The sequence below is a fragment of the Arthrobacter alkaliphilus genome (assembly GCF_021483235.1).
GTDB classification, from domain to species: domain Bacteria; phylum Actinomycetota; class Actinomycetes; order Actinomycetales; family Micrococcaceae; genus Arthrobacter; species Arthrobacter alkaliphilus.
The window spans coordinates 48,737-66,413 of the sequence record NZ_JAKEEC010000018.1; the positions used below are offsets into that span (position 1 = coordinate 48,737).

Genomic DNA, 17,677 nt, shown 5'->3' on the forward strand with positions numbered 1-17,677 from the left:
CGTCGGCGCACCTCCAATGCTCACGATCCGACTGTGCCCTCCGGGGAATAGTCGAATCAAGGCAGAACGGCAGATGTATATACAAGTTTAGAAAATATTTGCTTAGGGAACCTACGGTTCATCTTCAGGACGCCTTAATTACGCCCAACACCGCGAGACCGTGCGCCGAAACTTGTATAATCAAGTCAATTCGATTTAACGCAAAAGAGTGCCCACCCAACGACCGTTCTGGCCATTGGGTGGGCACTCGATTTCTTTAGGAGCTTTCGCCAGCCATCACACTGAAGGCTGCTCCGGCAGGATCGCCGAGCACTGCCATGCGGCCAACACCGGGGACATCGAAGGCAGGTGCGAAGACCTGGGCGCCGAGTTCCACGGCCTTCGCGACGGACTCGTCCACGTCGGAGACATTGAAATAGGTCATCCAGAACGGCGGCATGCCCTCCACGGGCTGCTTCATGGCGCCGGCCACTGACTTGCCGTCCACCACGAGCTGGGTGTACTCCTGCAGATCGCCGGCCGCAGCCGTCTCGCTGGAGCATCCCGTCACGGATTCGTAGAAGGCAACGGCCTTCGGGACGTCGTTTGTCTGAAGTTCGTTCCAGACCACTGTTCCCGGTTCATTGACCAACCCGGCGCCATGGTGGTTTCCGGCCTCCCAGAAGCCAATCTGCGCACCCGTCGGATCGGCGGCGAAGAACATCCGGCCGCTCCCGTTGGGGACGCTGTCCGGCGGAAAGAGGATGGTGCCCCCGGCCGCCGTCGCGCGCTCGGCGGCCTCATCAACCGAATCGACGGCGAGATAGTTGGCCCAGTATGACGGCATCCCGGCCGCAGCCATGTCCGGCATCTGCTGCATCATGCCCGCTACGTAGCGGTCCTGCAGCTTCGCCATGTAGTAGGTGCCGCCGTTGCCGGCGTCCATCGCGTCGAGTTCCCAGCCGAACAGATCACCGTAGAAGGCCTTGGAAGCCTCAATGTCCGACGACGACAGGTCCACCCAGCACGGGGTTCCCTGCTTATAGCTATCAACCTGCGGCATTGCTATCCCTTCGTTGAAGTTGGCTCAAGCTTATGCGTGGACAGTCCGGCCGGTGAAGGCGACCAGGCGTTCCAGGCTCGATGCCGTCTCTGCGACTTCCCGGGCCGGAGCAAAGCTCCCGCTGGCGCGGACCTGCTCGCTGATGGTGTTCTGCGCGAGGACCTCGACATAGTCGGTGAGCTCGTCAGCCACCGTCACCTCAAGGCCCAGGGCCTTGGAGAGGTCCCAAGCGTGGACCAGGAACTCGAGGTTGAGGATCGAGGCGACCATGGTGGCCGGCAATTCGGCGAAGCCCATGTCGATGGTGCCCTCAAGGCCGCGGCGGTAGAAGGCTTCCAGGGTCGGCTGGGCAAGGTCGGCGATGCGCACCTCAGGGGACTTGCCGGCGTCGTCAGCCACTTCGGCGCCCAGGGCCTTGGCGATGACGGCAATCGATCCGGCGAGGTGGTCAAGCAATTGCGAGATGTTGAAGTCGGCGCAGGGAGTCTGGGTCTGCGCATCGGCTTCGGTGACGTTCGCCAGCACACGCTGAAGGATGGCAAGCGTGGCGTCCGCGGACGTGAGTTCATTGAGATCGGCGGGGGCTGCCGCCCATTCATCGGCACCGGCGTCGCCCGTGGCGGCCTCGGCGATGAGGCGGTCGAGGTAGTGGTCCCAGCCCTCAGCGTGGGCAGCGACGGCTTCCGGCGTGGGCAGGCCTTCGTGCACAAGGCGCACCGAGGTGCCGCCGTCGGCAGGTTCAAGCGTGATGGCGACGGTGGAGACGTTGTCCGCCGGGGCCTCGGGCTGCTCCCAGCCCCACGTGAAGACGACGCGCTTGCCCGGCTCGATTTCGGTGAACTTGCCGGCCGCGTGGTGCCCCGGGGTGATGGTCCAGCGGTACTCGCCGCCGACCTTCAGGTCGACGCGGGCGGCAACGGCCTGCCAGCGGCGGAGGCGTTCAGGTTGGGTGATGAGTTCGAACGCCTGGTCGACGTTGAGGGGAAGAAGGACGGTCTTGTCGTAGATCAAGGTGATTCCTCGGTTGTTTGAAGGCGGTCGGTGGTGAAGTTTTGTGCGTCAGCGAGGAGCATGTCCAGCTCAGCGGTCCAGAACTGCTCAAAAAGCATTCGGAGATTTCTCATGCCGCCGCTATCCAAGCGGTAGTAGCGGTTGCGTCCCTCTTTGCGGGCCACAACAAGGCCTACCTGCTCCAGCAATAACAAGTGCTGCGAGACGGCGGATCTGCTCACCGTAAATTCGCCAGCCAGCTCGGTCACGGTGCGCTCGCCCGCCGCAAGCAGGTGCAACAGACGCCGCCTATTCGGCTCCGCGGCGACTTCCAGTGGGTCGAGCATGATTAATACGTTAGTGACCACTAACGTATTAAGTCAACACCGCCGTGCGACGATTGTGGTCCAGGGTTGCGACCCTCAAGGTTCCCGGCTCAGAGAAGAAATTTGGTGGCACAAGTGACAATCGCCGAACGCACCCGCGCCAAACTCGGCGAGATGAAGCCAAGCGAAGCAAAGGCCGCACGCGCACTGCTGGCCACCTACCCCCTCGCCGGCCTTGAGACGGCAGCCGAATTTGCCGCGCGCGCAAAGGTCAGCGCCCCCACCATCCTGCGCTTCGCCTTCCGCCTTGGGTTCGACAGTTATCCGGCATTCCAAAAGGCCCTCATGCGCGAAGTCCACGAAGAGATGGGCTCCCCCTTGCGCCGGATTGCGGAGGCGCCGGAGCCGTCCACCGGGAGCAGCAGCGTTGCAGGAGCTGCGGCCAATTTCCAGAGTGTCCTGAGCAGCACCTTTCAGGCCTTGCCGGAGGCCGAGCTTTCCCGCGCGGCGTCGATGCTTGGCGACCCCCGGCTGCAACTTCACTTGATGGGCGGCAGGTTCAGTGGCGTCCTCGCGTCCTACCTCGCAGCCCACCTGACAATGGTCCGCAAGGGCGTGCGGATGGTGCCGTCCAGCGGTCCCGGGCGAACGTCCGCACTCCTGGACATGGGCCGGCATGATGTCCTGGTCGCCTTCGATTACCGCCGTTACGACGCCGGCATAGTCCAGTTTGCAACGCGGGCCAGCACGCAAGGGGCCCACGTAATCCTCTTCACCGACCCTTGGATGTCTCCGGCCGCCGAGGTGGCCGAGGTGGTGATTCCAAGCCGCGTGGAGTCACCCAGCCCCTTCGACTCAATGGTTCCCGCCTTGGCCGTCGTCGAAACCCTGATCGCCTCCGTGACGGAGCGGCTCGGGTCCAGCGCACGCGAACGGCTTGCGGCGATCGAGGAAATAAAAATTCCAAACTCTGTCTCGTCTTGAATTTCTGTTATGAATTTAACATGACGTACTCCTTGCACGAATCGCCTCCTGCACCGGCTTCAACGGCATGGACGGCGCGGAAGCTCTTCGATGCCCTGCTCGCCGAACTAGATAAGGAACTGCCCTCCGCCGTCCACCTACGCCACCGCCTGCACCGGAGTCCTTGCCTGTCCGGGGACGAGTCGGTAGCCGCAACGATGCTCGCGGCGGAATTGGACGTCGACGTCGAGCCTGTAGCGCAAACCGGCTTCGTCACGAGAATCGGGCCCACCGATGGTCCGGGAATCGGAATCCGCACGGAACTGGACGCCCTGCCTATCCGGGAGGCAACCGGCGTTGCCTGGGCTTCGGACAGCCTGGCCATGCACGCATGCGGGCACGATGTCCACCAAGCGGCCCTTGTTGCCCTCACGCGCGCGGCATCCAGGGTGGACCTTCCAGTGGCACTTGTTCCGATCGCCCAGCCCAGGGAGGAAGTCAACCCCTCGGGGGCGAAGGACGCAGTCAGCGAAGGCATCTTGGAAAAGTTCGGAGTGGAGGCCATCCTTGCCGTGCACGTTCATCCCGGGATTCCGGCCGGTTCGATCACGACGGGAAGCGGGCCCATCAACGCAGCCGATGACGAGTTCGAGGTTGTTATCAGCGGTCGTGGCGGACACGGAGCCTATCCCCATGCTGCGATCGATCCTGTCCCGGTAGCCGCGCGTACTGCGCTTGCTCTGTATGACCTCCTGCGGCTCAATATCAGTCCTGTGAACACAGCCACCCTGACCATCGGGGAATTGCATGTGGGATCCGCGCCCAATGTCATCGCCGAATCGGCTGTCCTGCGCGGAACCCTGCGGACAATGGACAAGTCCGATCGGGAACGCATGCATGCCGGCATCACGACGATGGCGGAGCATATTGCCGAAGCTTCCGGAGCCGAAGCGGCCGTGACGATAATTCAGGGCGTACCGGTCCTGGAGAACGACGCCAAGCTGGCGTCCCATGCCGACACGTGGCTAAATGCCGCCGGCCTGTCGATCGTCGAACCCCTTCGCAGCTGCGGAGCCGATGATTTTTCCTTCTTCACCGAACAGGTTCCCGGGCTGATGGCCTTCCTCGGCGTCGACTGCGTCGTCGACGGGCACCAGCCGTCCCTGCATTCAGCTGATTTCCTCCCGCCGGACTCGGCCGTGGGAGCAGCCGCAAGGGCTTTGGCGGCCATGTACGTCGGGGCGGCCGAAAGTCTCGGCGCGGTGCGATAGGGGCCCGATCCGGGCGGAAGCGCAAGAAGCGGCCGGCGGTTTGAGGGAAACCGCCGGCCGCTTCTCGCTTCTTCAGGGGTTCAGGCCCTGCCTAGAGCACCGCGGACAGAAAGGCCCGGGTCCGTTCATGCTCCGGGTTGTTAATGACCCGCTCCGCGGGACCGTCCTCAATGATCCGGCCGTCGTGCATGAACACCACACGGTCGGCCACGTCGCGCGCGAAGCCCATTTCGTGCGTCACCACGATCATGGTCATTCCGCTCCTCGCGAGGTCCTTCATGACGCGCAACACCTCCCCCACCAACTCCGGGTCCAGCGCCGACGTCGGCTCATCGAAGAGCATGAGTTTCGGCTGCATGCACAACGCCCTGGCAATCGCCACGCGCTGCTGCTGGCCGCCCGAGAGGTGGCGCGGGTAAGCTTTCGCCTTGTCTTGCAGTCCTACCTTCTCGAGAAGTTCCACCGCCCGACGCCGGACCTCCTCCTTGCGCTGTTTGAGCACCCTGAGCGGTGCTTCCATGAGGTTTTCCAGGACCGTCATGTGTGGAAACAGGTTGAAGTGCTGGAAGACCATCCCGATGTCGGTCCGGTCGGCGCATATTTCGTTGTGGGACTGTTCGTGGAGCTTGGTGCCTTTGAGCCGGTAGCCGACAACCCTGTCACCTACCCAAAGCAACCCGCCGTCGATCTTTTCCAAATGGTTCACGCAGCGCAGGAAGGTGCTCTTGCCGGAGCCGGAAGCCCCGATCAGGCAGACCACTTCGCCGCTTTCGACCGTCAGGTCGATGCCCTTGAGGACTTCATTGTTCCCGAAGCTCTTGCGGACGCCTTCTGCCCGGACCAGCGGCATCGTTGCCTGTGCTGAACGCGCCGGTTTCATCGTTTCCGTGGTCATGATGACTTGCCCTTTCCTTTGGCCAGCGGGGAGTGGACCCTGAAGAATTTCGCCGCCCGCTCCAATGCCGTGGGCGGCACGGAACGTGAAGATCCCCGGGAGAAGCGACGTTCCAGGTAGCCCTGGCCAATGGTGAAGACGGTGGTGACGATGATGTACCAAAGGCTGGCCACGATGAGCAGGGGTATGACCTGGAGGTTCTTGGAATAGATGATCTGTGCGGAATACAGCAGGTCGGGGACGGCCAGCACGCTCACCAACGAGGTGGTCTTCAGCATGCCGATGAACTCGTTGCCCGTGGGCGGGATGATGACCCGCATGGCCTGGGGAAGTACTACCCGGGTCAACGTCAGGATCCGCGGCATGCCCAGGGCGCCCGCGGCCTCGGTTTGACCGTGGTCGATGGACTGGATCCCGGCCCGCACGATCTCCGACATGTACGCCGCCTCGTTCAGGCCCAGGCCCAGGATCGCGGCCGTCAACGGCGTGATGAGCTGGTTGGCGTCCAGGTTGACGCCGGGGATGCCGAAGCTGATCTCCGGATACAGCGCGGAAAGGTTGAACCAGACCAGCAACTGGACCAGCACAGGCGTGCCGCGGAAGATCGTTACGTAACCGCCCGCGAAAGCGCTCGCCACGGGATTGGGCGAGAGCTGCATCACCGCCAGGAGCACGCCGAGGCCGATGCCCACGGCCATGCACACCACGGTCAGGAACAACGTGATGCCGATGCCGTTGACGATCGTGACGTCGCGGAAATACCTGGCTACCTTGTCCCAGCCGAAACGGGGGTTTGTCACAGCGGAGACCACCAGGAGGAGGATGATCGCTGTCAGGCCCAGCCCGGCCAGCCAGCGCCACGGGTGCCGGGCCGGGACCACGGTGAAGTTCCCTGAGCCAACCCGGGCCGGTGCATAAGCGTCTATTCGGTTCATTTGGCACCGCTGGCGTCGACGGCGTCCGGGGCAACGGCCACGGACTGGGGCAGACCGTACTTCGCGTTGATCGACTTGTAGGTCTCGCTGGTCATGAGGGACTTCACCGCGGCAACCACCGCCGGCGTCAACGGCGACCCCTTGGCCATGGCCATGCCCACCGGGGTGGGGTTGAAGGATTCATCGCTGGCAAGCTGGAACGCGCCGCCGGAAAGCTTGCTCGCGTAGCCCATCCCGATGAGGCCGGACAAAATGCTGTCCACCCGGCCGGACGCCAGTGCCGTATTGGCCTCGTCCTGCGTGGGAAAGAGTTGGATATCGATGGCGGGTTTGCCCGCGTCCGTGCACTTCTTGGAGAACGCTGGCAGTGTCTCGATGCCCTGGGTGGTGCCCTTCTCCCCGCCGACCTTGGTGCCGCAGAGAGTCATCGGGTCGACGTTCAGCTTCTTGGGGTTGCCCGCCTTGACGGCGAGGCCGGAGCCGCTGAGCTGGTAGATGGCGAAGTCGGCGTTCTTCTTCCGCTCGGAGGTTACGTTGAAAGCCGAAATCCCGATGTCGTACTTATGGGAGGCCAAACCCGGCAGGATGGTGTCGAAGGTAGCCGGCACCATTTCAACCTTCACGCCCAGAGTCTCGCCCAGGGCCTTGGCCAGATCGGCGTCCAGGCCGATCACCGTCTTGTTGTCCGGGGCGTAGGACTCGAACGGCGGATAGGTGGGGTCGGTGCCGACGGTCAGGACACCTTTGGCCTTCACGTCGGCCGGGAGCAGATCAGCGGCGGCCTTGTTGAGCTGCGCGACGGCGACGTCGGCGCTCGGCGTGGCGTTCGCCGCCTGCTTGGCCTCATCGACGGAAGCGGTGCTGCAAGCGGACAGTCCGAGGGCAGCAACCAGGAGCAGGGTGCTGCTTGTGATGACGCTAGGACGGGACATGATTGCCTTTCGGTGGGATGGTTCCATGGTCAACGGCGATGTTGACCAGGGTGGTGCCGACATTGACGAGGGTTGGATGCCGCACGATCGCGACCACCCCGTCCATGGGTGCGAAGAAGTCTTTTGAGGGCCGGTCGAGCTCTTCCACGGAATGGACCCGGGCCACGAGATCACCTGCCATGACCTGCTGGCCAAGTTCCACCACCGGTTCGAACAGCCCCGCCATGCTGGAATGGACCGGAGACTGCGCGGTGAGTTGAATCCACCGCGTCGGAGCTTCGGCGTTGGACTGGCTTCCGGCCCCGGAAGCGACGGAGGCGGCCGCATCCTTGAGCACACCCCAATGTCCAAGAAGGGAGCGAAGTCCGCTTCTGGCCCTGTTGAGGATCTGCAAGGAGACAGTTCCCCGGCCGCCAAGTTCGGTGGAGATCATGGGAACACCGGCCCGATCCGCGGCTCCGCTGATGGAACCCGCTTTCAGCATGGGCTTGACCACCACGGAATACGGGACATTGAATGCCGCGACCGCCGCCGTTTTCGCAGCCCATAGTTCCGGCGTCGGTCCCTGATAGACGAAGGCCGAGGGAACATACTCGGAGGCGATGCCGCCCGAGTGGATGTCCATGACGAAGTCCGCCATGGGGATGAGTTCTTCGGCCACAATCGAGGCGATCTGCTCGGTTGGCCCTCCGTCGGCGCGGCCGGGGAGCGCCCGGTTCAGGTTGGCCCGGTCGACGGTTGAAACGCGCCTTCCTTCCCGCACGGCAGAGATGTTCAGGGCCGGCAGGATGATCAATCTCCCGGTCACTTCGTCCGGGTTCAGCGAGCGGATGAGCTCCTGCAAGAGGATCTGGCCTTCATATTCGTCGCCGTGCGTACCCGCGATCAGGAGCACCGTGGGGCCGTCTCCACCACTGAGGACCGCGATCGGCGAGGGGATGACGGCGGCGTCATTCTCGTTGTCCGAGTGTTCAATCTCCAAGTAGCCCAACTGCCTGCCGACGGCGGCGAAGTCTATGCCGGGAATACGTGGAATGTGCATGCTCATCTGGCAACTTTCGTTGGGGTTGGTAGAATTGGATTCACTGTATACAGTGAATCCTGTGATGTAAAGCACGTAGGATTGAAACCGGTTTTGATAACAATGAGGGGGATGAAGCGGATGAGCACGCAAGTTGCCAAGGGGACCCGGCCGCTGAGCGAGCGCGTCTACGACAGGATCAGCAATGAGATTGTCACCGGCGTGGTTGAGCCTGGCGCTCCCCTGGTCCAGGAACAGCTAGCGGAAGAATACGGCGTTTCCCGGACGCCGGTCCGCGACGCCCTGAACCGCTTGGTCCACGAAGGACTTGCCACCTTGGTGCCCGGCGCCGGCTATTTCGCGACCACGCTGACCCGCTCGGCGGTCGAGGAAGTCTATGAGGTGCGCAAAGCCCTCGAGACCATGGCCATCAGGCAGTGCGGGGCCAAGTACACGCCCCTTCAGCTCGCACGGCTTGAGCTGCTCATCGCCGAAGGTGCGGAAAGCGCCGACTCAGACGAACTCTTTATCGCCACGAAGGCGTTCCATTTGGGCCTTGCGGCGCCGGCGTCCAACGGTTTCTTGCTGAAAACGCTCGAATCTGTCTGGGACAACCCCGTCCAACGGCTCATTAGCCGCTCCTATCCACTGGACGATGCCAAGCTTGAGCGTGTGGCAAACGATCACCGAAGGATCCTCGCCGCCGCCCGCGCCGGCGACCTCGAGACACTAATCCCGTTGCTGGATTTGTGCCACCAGAAGGACTGAGCGGGAAAACGAGAAAAAGCGCACGAAAAAAGCCCGCAGGGCACGCCAAACATGGCGCCCTGCGGGCTTTGTCGTTTTGGGAGGCATCCGGGGATGCCACATGACTTTATGTACGACGGCGGTACGCAACTCGATGCCGAAAGGCACCTGATTGTTGCTACAGCTATCCGATACGGCGGGAGTCTACCTCGTCGTCATCGTCTTCCAAGTCCTGTGCGTACTTGTCCTCGTAAGCCGAGTAGTCCGGCTCCGGCGGGTCATCCGCGAATCGGCTCGTCGCACGACTTGATGGCCCGGTCAGCTCGCGCTGAAGGGCCGAATAGTCGGTGTTCGGGGAGTAGTACTTAATGTCCCGAGCCTGCTTGGTAGCTTTTGCCTTTTGACGGCCGCGCCCCATGGCGTGACCCCCTTTTGTACTTGGACCGGAGGTGGTCACCTTGGCGATCGGTGAGGCCCCGGAATGTTTGGTCAATTTGTCGTATGTCTAGATTACATGCTTTCCGGAGCGGCTGCTTGCCACGACCGTCCTGAAAGCGCCGTCACGGTTACACCCGGGCGCTTCTCCGCCCATCGGCATGAAAAACTTGGGTAGAGTCGCCCTAAACATCGGGCCGCACGCATGAAAGGCGCTAACTCAGACATGGGCCAGGACAACTACCACCTTCCCTCCGGAAAAGGCTCGTCCCTGCGGAGCGCCCTGGACGCCATGACGCGGTACCGGCTCATTATTGGCGGCGTCATCCTGGCAGTGCTGATCCTCATCGGCCTGGCCATCTGGTTCCTCGTCGGAGCGCTGGCCGACCACCCGGCGGCCGCTCCCGCCCCCGCGCCGGCCGCGTCCACCAGCCGGGGCCCCCTCCCGGCGGAGGTGGAGGCCAAGGATTACCAATTGGGCGATTGCTTCGCCGATTTCGACTCCAATGCCGCCAAATCCATGGTGGTGGACTGCACCACGGCCCATTCGGCCCAGCTTGGCGCCATCTTCCGGTACAAGTCCGACGACACCTTTCCGGGCACCGCCGCGCTACGTGACAAAGGCCGCGAAATCTGCCGAGGCGTGATCTTCAACGAGGCCTCCACCAAGTACGCACTCCTGCAGCAGAACGTGTACCCGAGCGCCTCGAGCTGGGGCAACGGCGACCGTCGCGTGGACTGCTTCATCGTGGTGAACTCGGGAAACACGCTCAAGGAATCCGTGCTGCAGAAGTAGCTACTCCTTTCGCCTGACTATCAGGCCGCTGCCCGCCAGCACGCCGCCGTCGGGACTCGCCAAAGCCTCGAGGCCCTCGATGGTTAGTTCGTCGACGTCGGTGGCGGTGTCCACGAGCACCGTGTCACCGTCCGTGATCTGTCCGGCGAGGATCTCCTTGGCCAGGCGGTCGCCGATCTCCCGCTGGACCAGTCGCCGCAACGGACGGGCGCCGTAAGCGGGATCGTAACCGGACATCGCGAGCCAGGCCCGGGCGCCGTCACTGACCTCCAGGGTGAGCCGGCGGTCGTGCAGCCGCTTGGCGAGCTCGTCCACGTGCAGCTCGACGATCTTGGCGAGTTCGTCCACGCTGAGCGGATCAAACAGGACGATCTCATCGAGCCGGTTGAGGAACTCGGGCTTGAAGGAGGCGTTGACCACGGCCATGACGGCGTTTCGCTTCGCCGTGGCGTCCAGGGTCGGATCCACGAGGAACTGGCTGCCGTGGTTCGACGTCAGCACCAGGATGGTGTTCCGGAAGTCCACGGTGCGGCCTTGCCCGTCGGTGAGGCGGCCGTCGTCGAGTACTTGCAGGAGGATGTCGAACACTTCGGGGTGGGCCTTCTCCACCTCGTCGAGCAGGATCACGGAGTACGGGCGACGGCGGACCGCTTCGGTGAGCTGGCCGCCTTCCTCATAGCCCACGTATCCGGGAGGGGCGCCGACCAGCCGGGCCACGGAGTGCTTCTCCCCGTATTCGGACATGTCGATCCGCACCATGGCACGTTCGTCGTCGAACAGGAAGTCGGCGAGGGCCTTCGCGAGCTCGGTTTTGCCAACGCCTGTGGGTCCCAGGAAGAGGAACGAACCTGTGGGGCGGTTCGGGTCGCTGATGCCCGCACGGGCACGTCGGACGGCGTCCGAAACCGCGGCCACGGCCTTGGACTGACCGATCAGCCGTTTGCCGAGCTCGGCTTCCATGTGCAGCAGTTTCTGGGATTCGCCCTGCAGCATGCGGCCGGCGGGGATCCCGGTCCAGGCGGAGATGACCTCGGCGATATCGTCCGCGGTGACTTCTTCCGCGACCATCAGCTCGGGTTTTCCTTCACCCCCGGTTCCCCGGGCGGATTCTTCCGCGGCGGCCGCACTGAGCTCGCGCTCCAAGGCGGGCAATTCGCCGTAAAGGATGCGGGAGGCGGCTTCGAGATCGCCCTCGCGCTGGTACTTCTCGGCAGCGGAACGCAACTCATCGATCTTCGCTTTGAGGTCACCGACGCGGTTCAGGCCAGCCTTCTCGGCTTCCCAACGGGCATTCAGCGCGGCGAGGGCCTCCTGCTTGTCCGCTTTGTCTGCGCGAAGCGCGGCGAGGCGTTCCACGGAGGCTGCGTCAGTCTCGTGGGCGAGGGCCAGTTCCTCCATGGTGAGACGGTCCACGATCCGGCGAAGCTGGTCGATTTCCTCAGGAGCCGAGTCGATTTCCATGCGCAGGCGGGAAGCGGCCTCGTCCACGAGGTCGATCGCCTTGTCCGGCAACTGGCGGCCAGAGATGTAGCGGTTGGAGAGCGTGGCCGCGGCCACCAGGGCGGAGTCCGCGATGGCCACCTTGTGGTGGGCCTCGTAGCGTTCCTTGAGGCCGCGGAGGATGCCGATGGTGTCTTCCACGCTCGGCTCGCCCACAAAGACCTGTTGGAAGCGGCGTTCCAGGGCAGGATCCTTTTCGATGTTCTCGCGGTACTCGTCCAGGGTGGTGGCACCGATGAGCCGCAACTCACCCCGGGCCAGCATGGGCTTGAGCATATTGCCTGCGTCCATGGCACTGTCACCTGTGGCACCGGCGCCCACCACCGTGTGGATTTCGTCGATGAAGGTAACAATCTGTCCGTTGGAGTTTTTGATCTCCTCCAGCACGGCCTTGAGCCGTTCCTCGAATTCGCCGCGGTATTTCGCGCCGGCCACCATGGATGCGAGGTCCAGCGCTATCAGGGTCTTGCCCCGCAGGCTTTCCGGGACGTCGCCGGCCACAATGCGCTGGGCCAGCCCTTCGACCACTGCCGTCTTGCCGACGCCGGGTTCACCGATGAGTACGGGGTTGTTCTTGGTCCGGCGGCTCAGGACCTGGACCACCCGCCGGATCTCGCTGTCCCGCCCGATCACGGGATCCAGCTTGCCGGAGCGCGCAACGGCCGTGAGGTCGGTGCCGTATTTCTCCAGCGCCTGGAAAGTATTTTCCGGGTCTTGGGAGGTGACCTTCCGGTCGCCGCGGACACCCGGCAAGGCGGCGAGGAGCGCTTCGTGGGAGGCGCCGGCGTCGCGCAATAACTTCCCTACGGCGTCGCTACCGGCAGAAAGGCCCAAAAGGAGATGCTCGGTGGATACAAAGGAATCGCCGAGTTTCTCGGCCTCGTTCTGGGCGGCCTGGATGGCCTGCATGGATGGACGGGAAAGCTGCGCTTGCTGGACAGAGCTGCCCGACGACGACGGCAGGGCCTTGATGGCGGAACTCGCCTGTACGCTCACGGCATCCGGGTCCGCTCCAGTGGCGCGCAAAAGGGCCACGGCGACGCCCTCGCGCTGGTCCATGAGCGCCTTGAGCAGATGGGCCGGTTCGAGTTGCGGATTTCCGGCGGTGGAGGCGTTCATGGCCGCCGCGGAAAGAGCCTCTTGGCTCTTGGTGGTGAATTTGACGTCCATGGAAGAGCTCCTCTCGGGACCGTGTGCTTGTGTCAAAGTTGAGTCTACTATGCTCAACTTTACGTGTGCGGCTTCCCTGCTCCATGTTTGCCCACGGCGAAACCGCTGTCCAGACCCTTGGTCCCACTCTGGATAAAGCGCCGTACGATATGCACATGGCACCCTTCACAGTCACTCGCAATGCACTGGTTCCGGCCGCGGCCGCCGACATTTTCCCCCTCGTCAACAACTTCCACGAGTGGACCAAGTGGTCTCCGTGGGAAGGCGTCGACCCCAAGATGAACCGCACCTATTCAGGCAACGAATCCGGCGTGGGAGCAAAGTACGCCTGGAGTGGCAATAACAAGGCCGGCAGCGGCACCATGGAAATCGTCGGCTCGGAGGAGCCCCGCAAGATCGATATCCGCCTTGAGTTCACCCGGCCGATGAAGGCAGTCAACCCCACCGAATTCACGTTTGTGCCCGAAGGGAACGGCACCCGCGTGACCTGGACCATGACCGGCGAGAACAAGGGCCTCGGCAAAATCTTCGCTTTGTTCATGAACATGGACAAGCTTGTGGGCCGCGACTTCGAAAAGGGCTTGGGCGCACTCTCCGCGGCGGCCACCCAAAAGGCCTCCTAGAGCACCACCGGGTCATGGCCGTCTACGTCGATCCGCCGCTGTGGCCAGCGCACGGGACCGTGTTTTCCCACCTCGTCTCGGACACTTCGCTGGAGGAACTGCATGCCTTCGCGGAAGCCACAGGGATACCCGGGCGTGCCTTCGACGGCGACCACTACGACGTCCCGGAACGCAGGTACCAGGATCTGCTGTCCGCAGGCGCCATCCCCGTGGAAGCGCGCATTCTTGTGCGGAAACTGATTGCGAGCGGCTTGCGGATTCCCGCCCGCCAACGCAGCAAGGCGCTCACGGTACCCTTGCTCGAGCGCTGGAATTCGACACTTCCGGGACATGAGGAGCTGGGTTTTGAGCTCCTCGAACGCTGGGGCGAGGACCACCGGAAGTATCACAGCCGCACGCATTTGCTGTCGGTCCTGGAAGCCTTGGACCTCCTCAGCGAACCCGCCCAGCCTGCGCGGCCGGTAACGCTGGCCGCCTGGTTCCATGACGCCGTCTACGAAGGAATCGCCGGGCAGGACGAAGAGCAATCGGCCCGGCTGGCCGAGGACCGGCTTGCCGCCGCGGGTCTTCCCGGGGCGGTGATCGACGAAGTTGCCCGGCTAGTCAGGCTGACGTCCACCCACAGCCCCGAGCCGGGCGATCACGCCGGAGCCCTCTTGTGCGACGCCGATCTTTCCATCCTCGGTGCGGAACCAGCGGCTTACGCCCGGTACCTTGATGCGGTCCGCAAGGACTACGCCCATGTCAGCGATGCCGCCTTCGCAGCCGGCAGGGCGGCCGTCGTTCGGCGATTGCTCGCCCTGGACCCGCTTTTCCACAGCGAACGCGCGAAAGGCCTGTGGCTGGAAGCTGCCCGGCGCAACCTGGCGGCCGAACTGTCATGACCCTGGCGGGGAGGGCGCAGCGGCAGCTTCCGTTCACCGTGAGGTTTGAGTGGGGGCTCGACGGCGCCCGCGCCGTTACGTCCGGAGCGGACCTCGCCGTCGTGGTGGACGTCCTCTCCTTCACCACCTGCGTCAGTATCGCCGTCGATCGTGGTGCCACGGTGTTCCCGTACCCGTGGAACGACGCCGGGGCCGAAGATTTCGCCGCCCGCCATGATGCCCGGCTGGCCGGTCCGCGCGGTGCCGGCGGACTGAGCCTCTCGCCGTCGAGCTTGCGGGCCGCGCAGACGCTGGAGCGCGTCGTGCTGCCTTCGCCCGATGGCTCTTCAATCTCCTTTGAGCTCGCCCGGGACGTCCCGCTCGTCGCGGCCGTGTCGCTCCGCAACGCAGCCGCCACCGCGGATTGGGTCGCGGCCGAACTCCCCCCGGATGCGGTGGTGGCGGTGATCGCGGCCGGCGAGCTCTGGCCCGGCGGTTCGCTCCGCCCCGCCGTCGAGGATCAGATCGGAGCCGGCGCATTCATCGCCGGGCTCGCCGCGGCAGGGCGGGGCGGCTTCACCGCGGAAGACGGCAGGGAAGGTTTCGCGCCGGAGGCTGATGCCGCGATGGCCGTATTCAACGCCGCAGAGCCCCGGCTCGCCGATGCGCTCCGAGGCTGCTCCAGCGGGCGGGAGTTAATCGACGCAGGCTACGCCGATGACGTCGAGATCGCCGCCGAACTCGACGCCGGCACAGCTGTGGCCCTGTTGGCCGACGGCGCTTTCCGGCGGCCCTGAGGGCGTTTCGGCATGATTCTCCGGGGGGCTTGCATCTTCACTACTTAGCGTTACTATATACCAGTAGCTAGTAACACTGAGTAGTGCAAGGAGGTGTCCGATGGGCAGGCAGATGACGGAGATGCTCAAAGGAACCCTGGAGGGCATCGTTCTCGCCCTCCTGACCGGGAAGCCCGCGTACGGGTACGAAATTACGACGTTGCTCCGGGAGCAGGGTTTCAGCGAGATCGCCGAGGGCACCGTGTACGCGCTGCTCGTCAGGATCGAGCAGAAAGGCCTAGTCGACGTCGAGAAGCGGCCATCCGAGAAGGGTCCGCCGCGCAAGGTGTATTCGCTCAACAGCCAGGGCGAAAAGGAACTGGACGAATTCTGGAACACATGGAGCTTCCTGTCCGAGCGGCTGGAACAGCTCCGAAAGGATGGAAAGTGATCATGGCAGCAGGATGGATCGAGCAGCTCACGGGATCGCTCGAACAGAAGAAGCAATACCGGCAAAACAAGGCCCGCATAGCGCAGCTTCCCGCGGACTATCGCGAGGCGGCGACCGCGCTGGAGCGGTACCTCATGTATTTCGGGGCCATCACCAAGGGCGACGTGCTGCTACGGATGCTCGGCGATCTCACCGATCTCTTCGAACAGAGCGCCGCGGACGGAACGCCGATCCGCGGCATCGTCGGCGACGATCCAGTGGAGTTCGCCGAAACGTTCATGCGCAACTACACGGGCGGCCAGTGGATCAACAAGGAGCGTGAACGCCTGGTCAAGGCGATCGACGCCGCCGCCGGAGACAATCGGAAGGAGGAGCAACCATGACCACCGCATCCGCTGCCCGTGAACCCGCGATCCGCGTGCAGGGCATGGAAAAGTCCTACAAGGAGCTGCACGTGCTCCGCGGCGTGGACTTCGACGTGGCACCCGGCTCCATCTTTGCCCTTCTGGGCTCAAACGGAGCAGGCAAGACCACGATCGTGAAAATCCTGTCCACCCTACTGAGTCCCGATGCCGGCACGGCCAGCGTCAACGGATTCGACGTGGTGAGCAACCCGTCGCGGGTCCGGGAATCCATTAGCCTTACCGGACAGTTCGCAGCAGTCGATGAGATTCTCTCCGGCCGCGAAAACCTGGTGCTGGTTGCCAAGTTGCGGCACCTGAAGGACCCCGGCCAAGCGGCGGACCGTCTCCTGGCGCGCTTCAAATTGAGCGATGCGGCATCCCGGAAGGTGTCAGAGTATTCAGGGGGCATGCGCCGTCGCCTTGACATCGCCATGAGCCTGATCGGCCAGCCCGAGATAATCTTCCTCGATGAGCCGACCACCGGACTCGACCCGGAAGCACGCATCGAAGTATGGCAGGTAATCCAGGAGCTCGCGGATCAGGGCACCACCGTCCTGCTCACCACGCAGTATCTCGACGAAGCCGAACAACTCGCGGACCGGATCGCCATCCTTCACCAAGGGCGCATCATCGCGAACGGCACCCTCGCCGAACTCAAGCAACTTCTTCCGCCCGCCAAAGTCGAATACGTCGAAAAGCAGCCCAGCCTGGAGGATATCTTTCTCGCACTGGTGGGCAACCAAGGCAAGGTCGCGTCAACTAAGGACCCGTCATGAGCACACACTTCGTTGGAGATACGTCCGTCTTGCTGGGCCGCTCCATGCGCCACATCTTCCGCAGCGCGGACACCATTATCACCACGGCAATCACGCCGATCGCCCTCATGCTGCTGTTCGTCTATGTGTTCGGCGGCGCCATCAGGACAGGCAACGAGAACTACGTCAACTACCTGCTGCCCGGAATCATGCTGATCGCCATCGCGTCGGGTATCGCATACACCGCCGTTCGCTTGTTCACCGACATGAAGAGCGGCATCTTCGAGCGGTTCCACTCGATGCCGATCGCCCGATCATCCGTGCTGTGGGCACATGTGCTGACCTCCATGGTGGCTAACGCGCTCTCGCTCGTGATCATCCTGCTGGTGGCCCTCCTTATGGGGTTCCGCACGTCGGCAAGCCTGCTGGCATGGCTCGCCGTCGTCGGAATCCTGGCACTGTTCACCCTCGCCCTCACGTGGCTGGCAATCATCGCGGGCCTGACCGCGAAGTCCGTCGACGGCGCGGGCGGGTTCTCCTACCCGCTCATCTTCCTGCCGTTCATCAGTTCGGCTTTCGTCCCCACAACCACCATGCCGGGTCCTGTTCGGGCCTTCGCCGAGAACCAGCCAGTCACGTCGATCGTCAACACGATCCAGGATCTGTTTGAACAACGGCCGATCGGAAGCGACATATGGGTAGCCCTCGCGTGGTGCCTCGGCATTCTGGTCCTCGCGTACTTCTTCGCCGCGGCCGCCTACCGGCGCAGGATCAGCTGAGGG

At 63.5% G+C, this 17,677-nt stretch carries 20 protein-coding genes; 11 read left to right on the top strand and 9 right to left on the bottom strand.

Annotation, left to right across the window (positions count from 1 at the left end; all coding sequences use genetic code 11):
• Positions 1-256: 256 nt before the first annotated feature.
• Genes L0B83_RS13245 through L0B83_RS13255 form a run of 3 tightly spaced genes read right to left on the bottom strand, consistent with a single transcriptional unit; the run spans position 257 to position 2,379 of the window.
• Complete coding sequence (locus L0B83_RS13245; protein ID WP_234758921.1) at positions 257-1,042, bottom strand: VOC family protein; 786 nt, start codon at positions 1,040-1,042, stop codon at positions 257-259.
• Positions 1,043-1,072: 30 nt separating this feature from the next.
• Positions 1,073-2,053, bottom strand: coding sequence for a TIGR03086 family metal-binding protein (locus L0B83_RS13250; RefSeq protein ID WP_234758922.1), 981 nt, complete (start codon positions 2,051-2,053; stop codon positions 1,073-1,075).
• On the bottom strand, positions 2,050-2,379 hold the full coding sequence (locus L0B83_RS13255) for an ArsR/SmtB family transcription factor (protein ID WP_234758923.1): 330 nt from the start codon (positions 2,377-2,379) through the stop codon (positions 2,050-2,052). The genes L0B83_RS13250 and L0B83_RS13255 overlap by 4 nt, the downstream gene beginning before the upstream one ends.
• A 105-nt stretch (positions 2,380-2,484) precedes the next feature.
• On the opposite strand from L0B83_RS13255, the gene L0B83_RS13260 reads away from it, so the two are divergent.
• Together L0B83_RS13260 and L0B83_RS13265 are read left to right on the top strand one after the other, a co-directional pair.
• Complete coding sequence (locus L0B83_RS13260; RefSeq protein ID WP_234758924.1) at positions 2,485-3,342, top strand: MurR/RpiR family transcriptional regulator; 858 nt, start codon at positions 2,485-2,487, stop codon at positions 3,340-3,342.
• Positions 3,343-3,362: 20 nt separating this feature from the next.
• Positions 3,363-4,592 (top strand): M20 metallopeptidase family protein, encoded by a 1,230-nt coding sequence (locus tag L0B83_RS13265; protein WP_234758925.1) that lies wholly within the window; start codon positions 3,363-3,365, stop codon positions 4,590-4,592.
• 91 nt (positions 4,593-4,683) lie between these two features.
• Here the strand turns inward: L0B83_RS13265 and L0B83_RS13270 are convergent, their stop codons facing one another.
• Genes L0B83_RS13270 through L0B83_RS13285 form a run of 4 tightly spaced genes read right to left on the bottom strand, consistent with a single transcriptional unit; the run spans position 4,684 to position 8,402 of the window.
• A complete protein-coding gene (locus tag L0B83_RS13270) occupies positions 4,684-5,487 on the bottom strand; it encodes an amino acid ABC transporter ATP-binding protein (protein WP_308193994.1) in 804 nt (267 codons plus the stop codon).
• The gene (locus tag L0B83_RS13275; protein WP_234758926.1) at positions 5,484-6,422 is read right to left on the bottom strand and encodes an amino acid ABC transporter permease; all 939 of its coding nucleotides are present in this window, start codon (positions 6,420-6,422) and stop codon (positions 5,484-5,486) included. The genes L0B83_RS13270 and L0B83_RS13275 overlap by 4 nt, the downstream gene beginning before the upstream one ends.
• Positions 6,419-7,354 carry an ABC transporter substrate-binding protein gene (locus tag L0B83_RS13280; protein WP_234758927.1) on the bottom strand — a complete coding sequence of 312 codons (936 nt, stop codon included), beginning with the start codon at positions 7,352-7,354 and terminating at the stop codon, positions 6,419-6,421. The genes L0B83_RS13275 and L0B83_RS13280 overlap by 4 nt, the downstream gene beginning before the upstream one ends.
• A complete protein-coding gene (locus L0B83_RS13285) occupies positions 7,341-8,402 on the bottom strand; it encodes a succinylglutamate desuccinylase/aspartoacylase family protein (protein WP_234758928.1) in 1,062 nt (353 codons plus the stop codon). The genes L0B83_RS13280 and L0B83_RS13285 overlap by 14 nt, the downstream gene beginning before the upstream one ends.
• 114 nt (positions 8,403-8,516) lie before the next feature.
• Between L0B83_RS13285 and L0B83_RS13290 the strand changes: the two genes are divergently transcribed.
• Positions 8,517-9,143, top strand: a complete 627-nt coding sequence (locus tag L0B83_RS13290) for a GntR family transcriptional regulator (RefSeq protein ID WP_234758929.1) — start codon at positions 8,517-8,519, stop codon at positions 9,141-9,143.
• 163 nt (positions 9,144-9,306) lie between these two features.
• Here the strand turns inward: L0B83_RS13290 and L0B83_RS13295 are convergent, their stop codons facing one another.
• A complete protein-coding gene (locus L0B83_RS13295; RefSeq protein ID WP_234758930.1) occupies positions 9,307-9,540 on the bottom strand; it encodes a DUF3073 domain-containing protein in 234 nt (77 codons plus the stop codon).
• A gap of 222 nt (positions 9,541-9,762) precedes the next feature.
• On the opposite strand from L0B83_RS13295, the gene L0B83_RS13300 reads away from it, so the two are divergent.
• Positions 9,763-10,353 (top strand): septum formation family protein, encoded by a 591-nt coding sequence (locus L0B83_RS13300; RefSeq protein ID WP_234758931.1) that lies wholly within the window; start codon positions 9,763-9,765, stop codon positions 10,351-10,353.
• Here L0B83_RS13300 and clpB read toward each other — a convergent pair whose 3' ends face one another.
• Positions 10,354-13,023 (bottom strand): ATP-dependent chaperone ClpB, encoded by a 2,670-nt coding sequence (clpB, locus tag L0B83_RS13305; RefSeq protein WP_234758932.1) that lies wholly within the window; start codon positions 13,021-13,023, stop codon positions 10,354-10,356.
• A gap of 155 nt (positions 13,024-13,178) precedes the next feature.
• Between clpB and L0B83_RS13310 the strand changes: the two genes are divergently transcribed.
• The 7 genes from L0B83_RS13310 to L0B83_RS13340 all read left to right on the top strand — a co-directional run bounded on the left by L0B83_RS13310 (position 13,179) and on the right by L0B83_RS13340 (position 17,674).
• On the top strand, positions 13,179-13,646 hold the full coding sequence (locus L0B83_RS13310) for an SRPBCC family protein (protein WP_234758933.1): 468 nt from the start codon (positions 13,179-13,181) through the stop codon (positions 13,644-13,646).
• A 14-nt stretch (positions 13,647-13,660) separates the two neighbouring features.
• Complete coding sequence (locus L0B83_RS13315) at positions 13,661-14,530, top strand: DUF4031 domain-containing protein (RefSeq protein ID WP_234758934.1); 870 nt, start codon at positions 13,661-13,663, stop codon at positions 14,528-14,530.
• Positions 14,527-15,306 carry a 2-phosphosulfolactate phosphatase gene (locus L0B83_RS13320; protein ID WP_234758935.1) on the top strand — a complete coding sequence of 260 codons (780 nt, stop codon included), beginning with the start codon at positions 14,527-14,529 and terminating at the stop codon, positions 15,304-15,306. The genes L0B83_RS13315 and L0B83_RS13320 overlap by 4 nt, the downstream gene beginning before the upstream one ends.
• 100 nt (positions 15,307-15,406) lie before the next feature.
• On the top strand, positions 15,407-15,736 hold the full coding sequence (locus L0B83_RS13325) for a PadR family transcriptional regulator (RefSeq protein WP_234758936.1): 330 nt from the start codon (positions 15,407-15,409) through the stop codon (positions 15,734-15,736).
• Between the two features lie 2 nt (positions 15,737-15,738).
• On the top strand, positions 15,739-16,119 hold the full coding sequence (locus tag L0B83_RS13330; protein ID WP_234758937.1) for a DUF1048 domain-containing protein: 381 nt from the start codon (positions 15,739-15,741) through the stop codon (positions 16,117-16,119).
• Positions 16,116-16,916, top strand: a complete 801-nt coding sequence (locus L0B83_RS13335; RefSeq protein ID WP_234758938.1) for an ABC transporter ATP-binding protein — start codon at positions 16,116-16,118, stop codon at positions 16,914-16,916. The genes L0B83_RS13330 and L0B83_RS13335 overlap by 4 nt, the downstream gene beginning before the upstream one ends.
• Positions 16,913-17,674 (top strand): ABC transporter permease, encoded by a 762-nt coding sequence (locus tag L0B83_RS13340; RefSeq protein WP_234758939.1) that lies wholly within the window; start codon positions 16,913-16,915, stop codon positions 17,672-17,674. Before L0B83_RS13335 ends, L0B83_RS13340 begins: the two co-directional genes overlap by 4 nt.
• Positions 17,675-17,677: the final 3 nt, after the last annotated feature.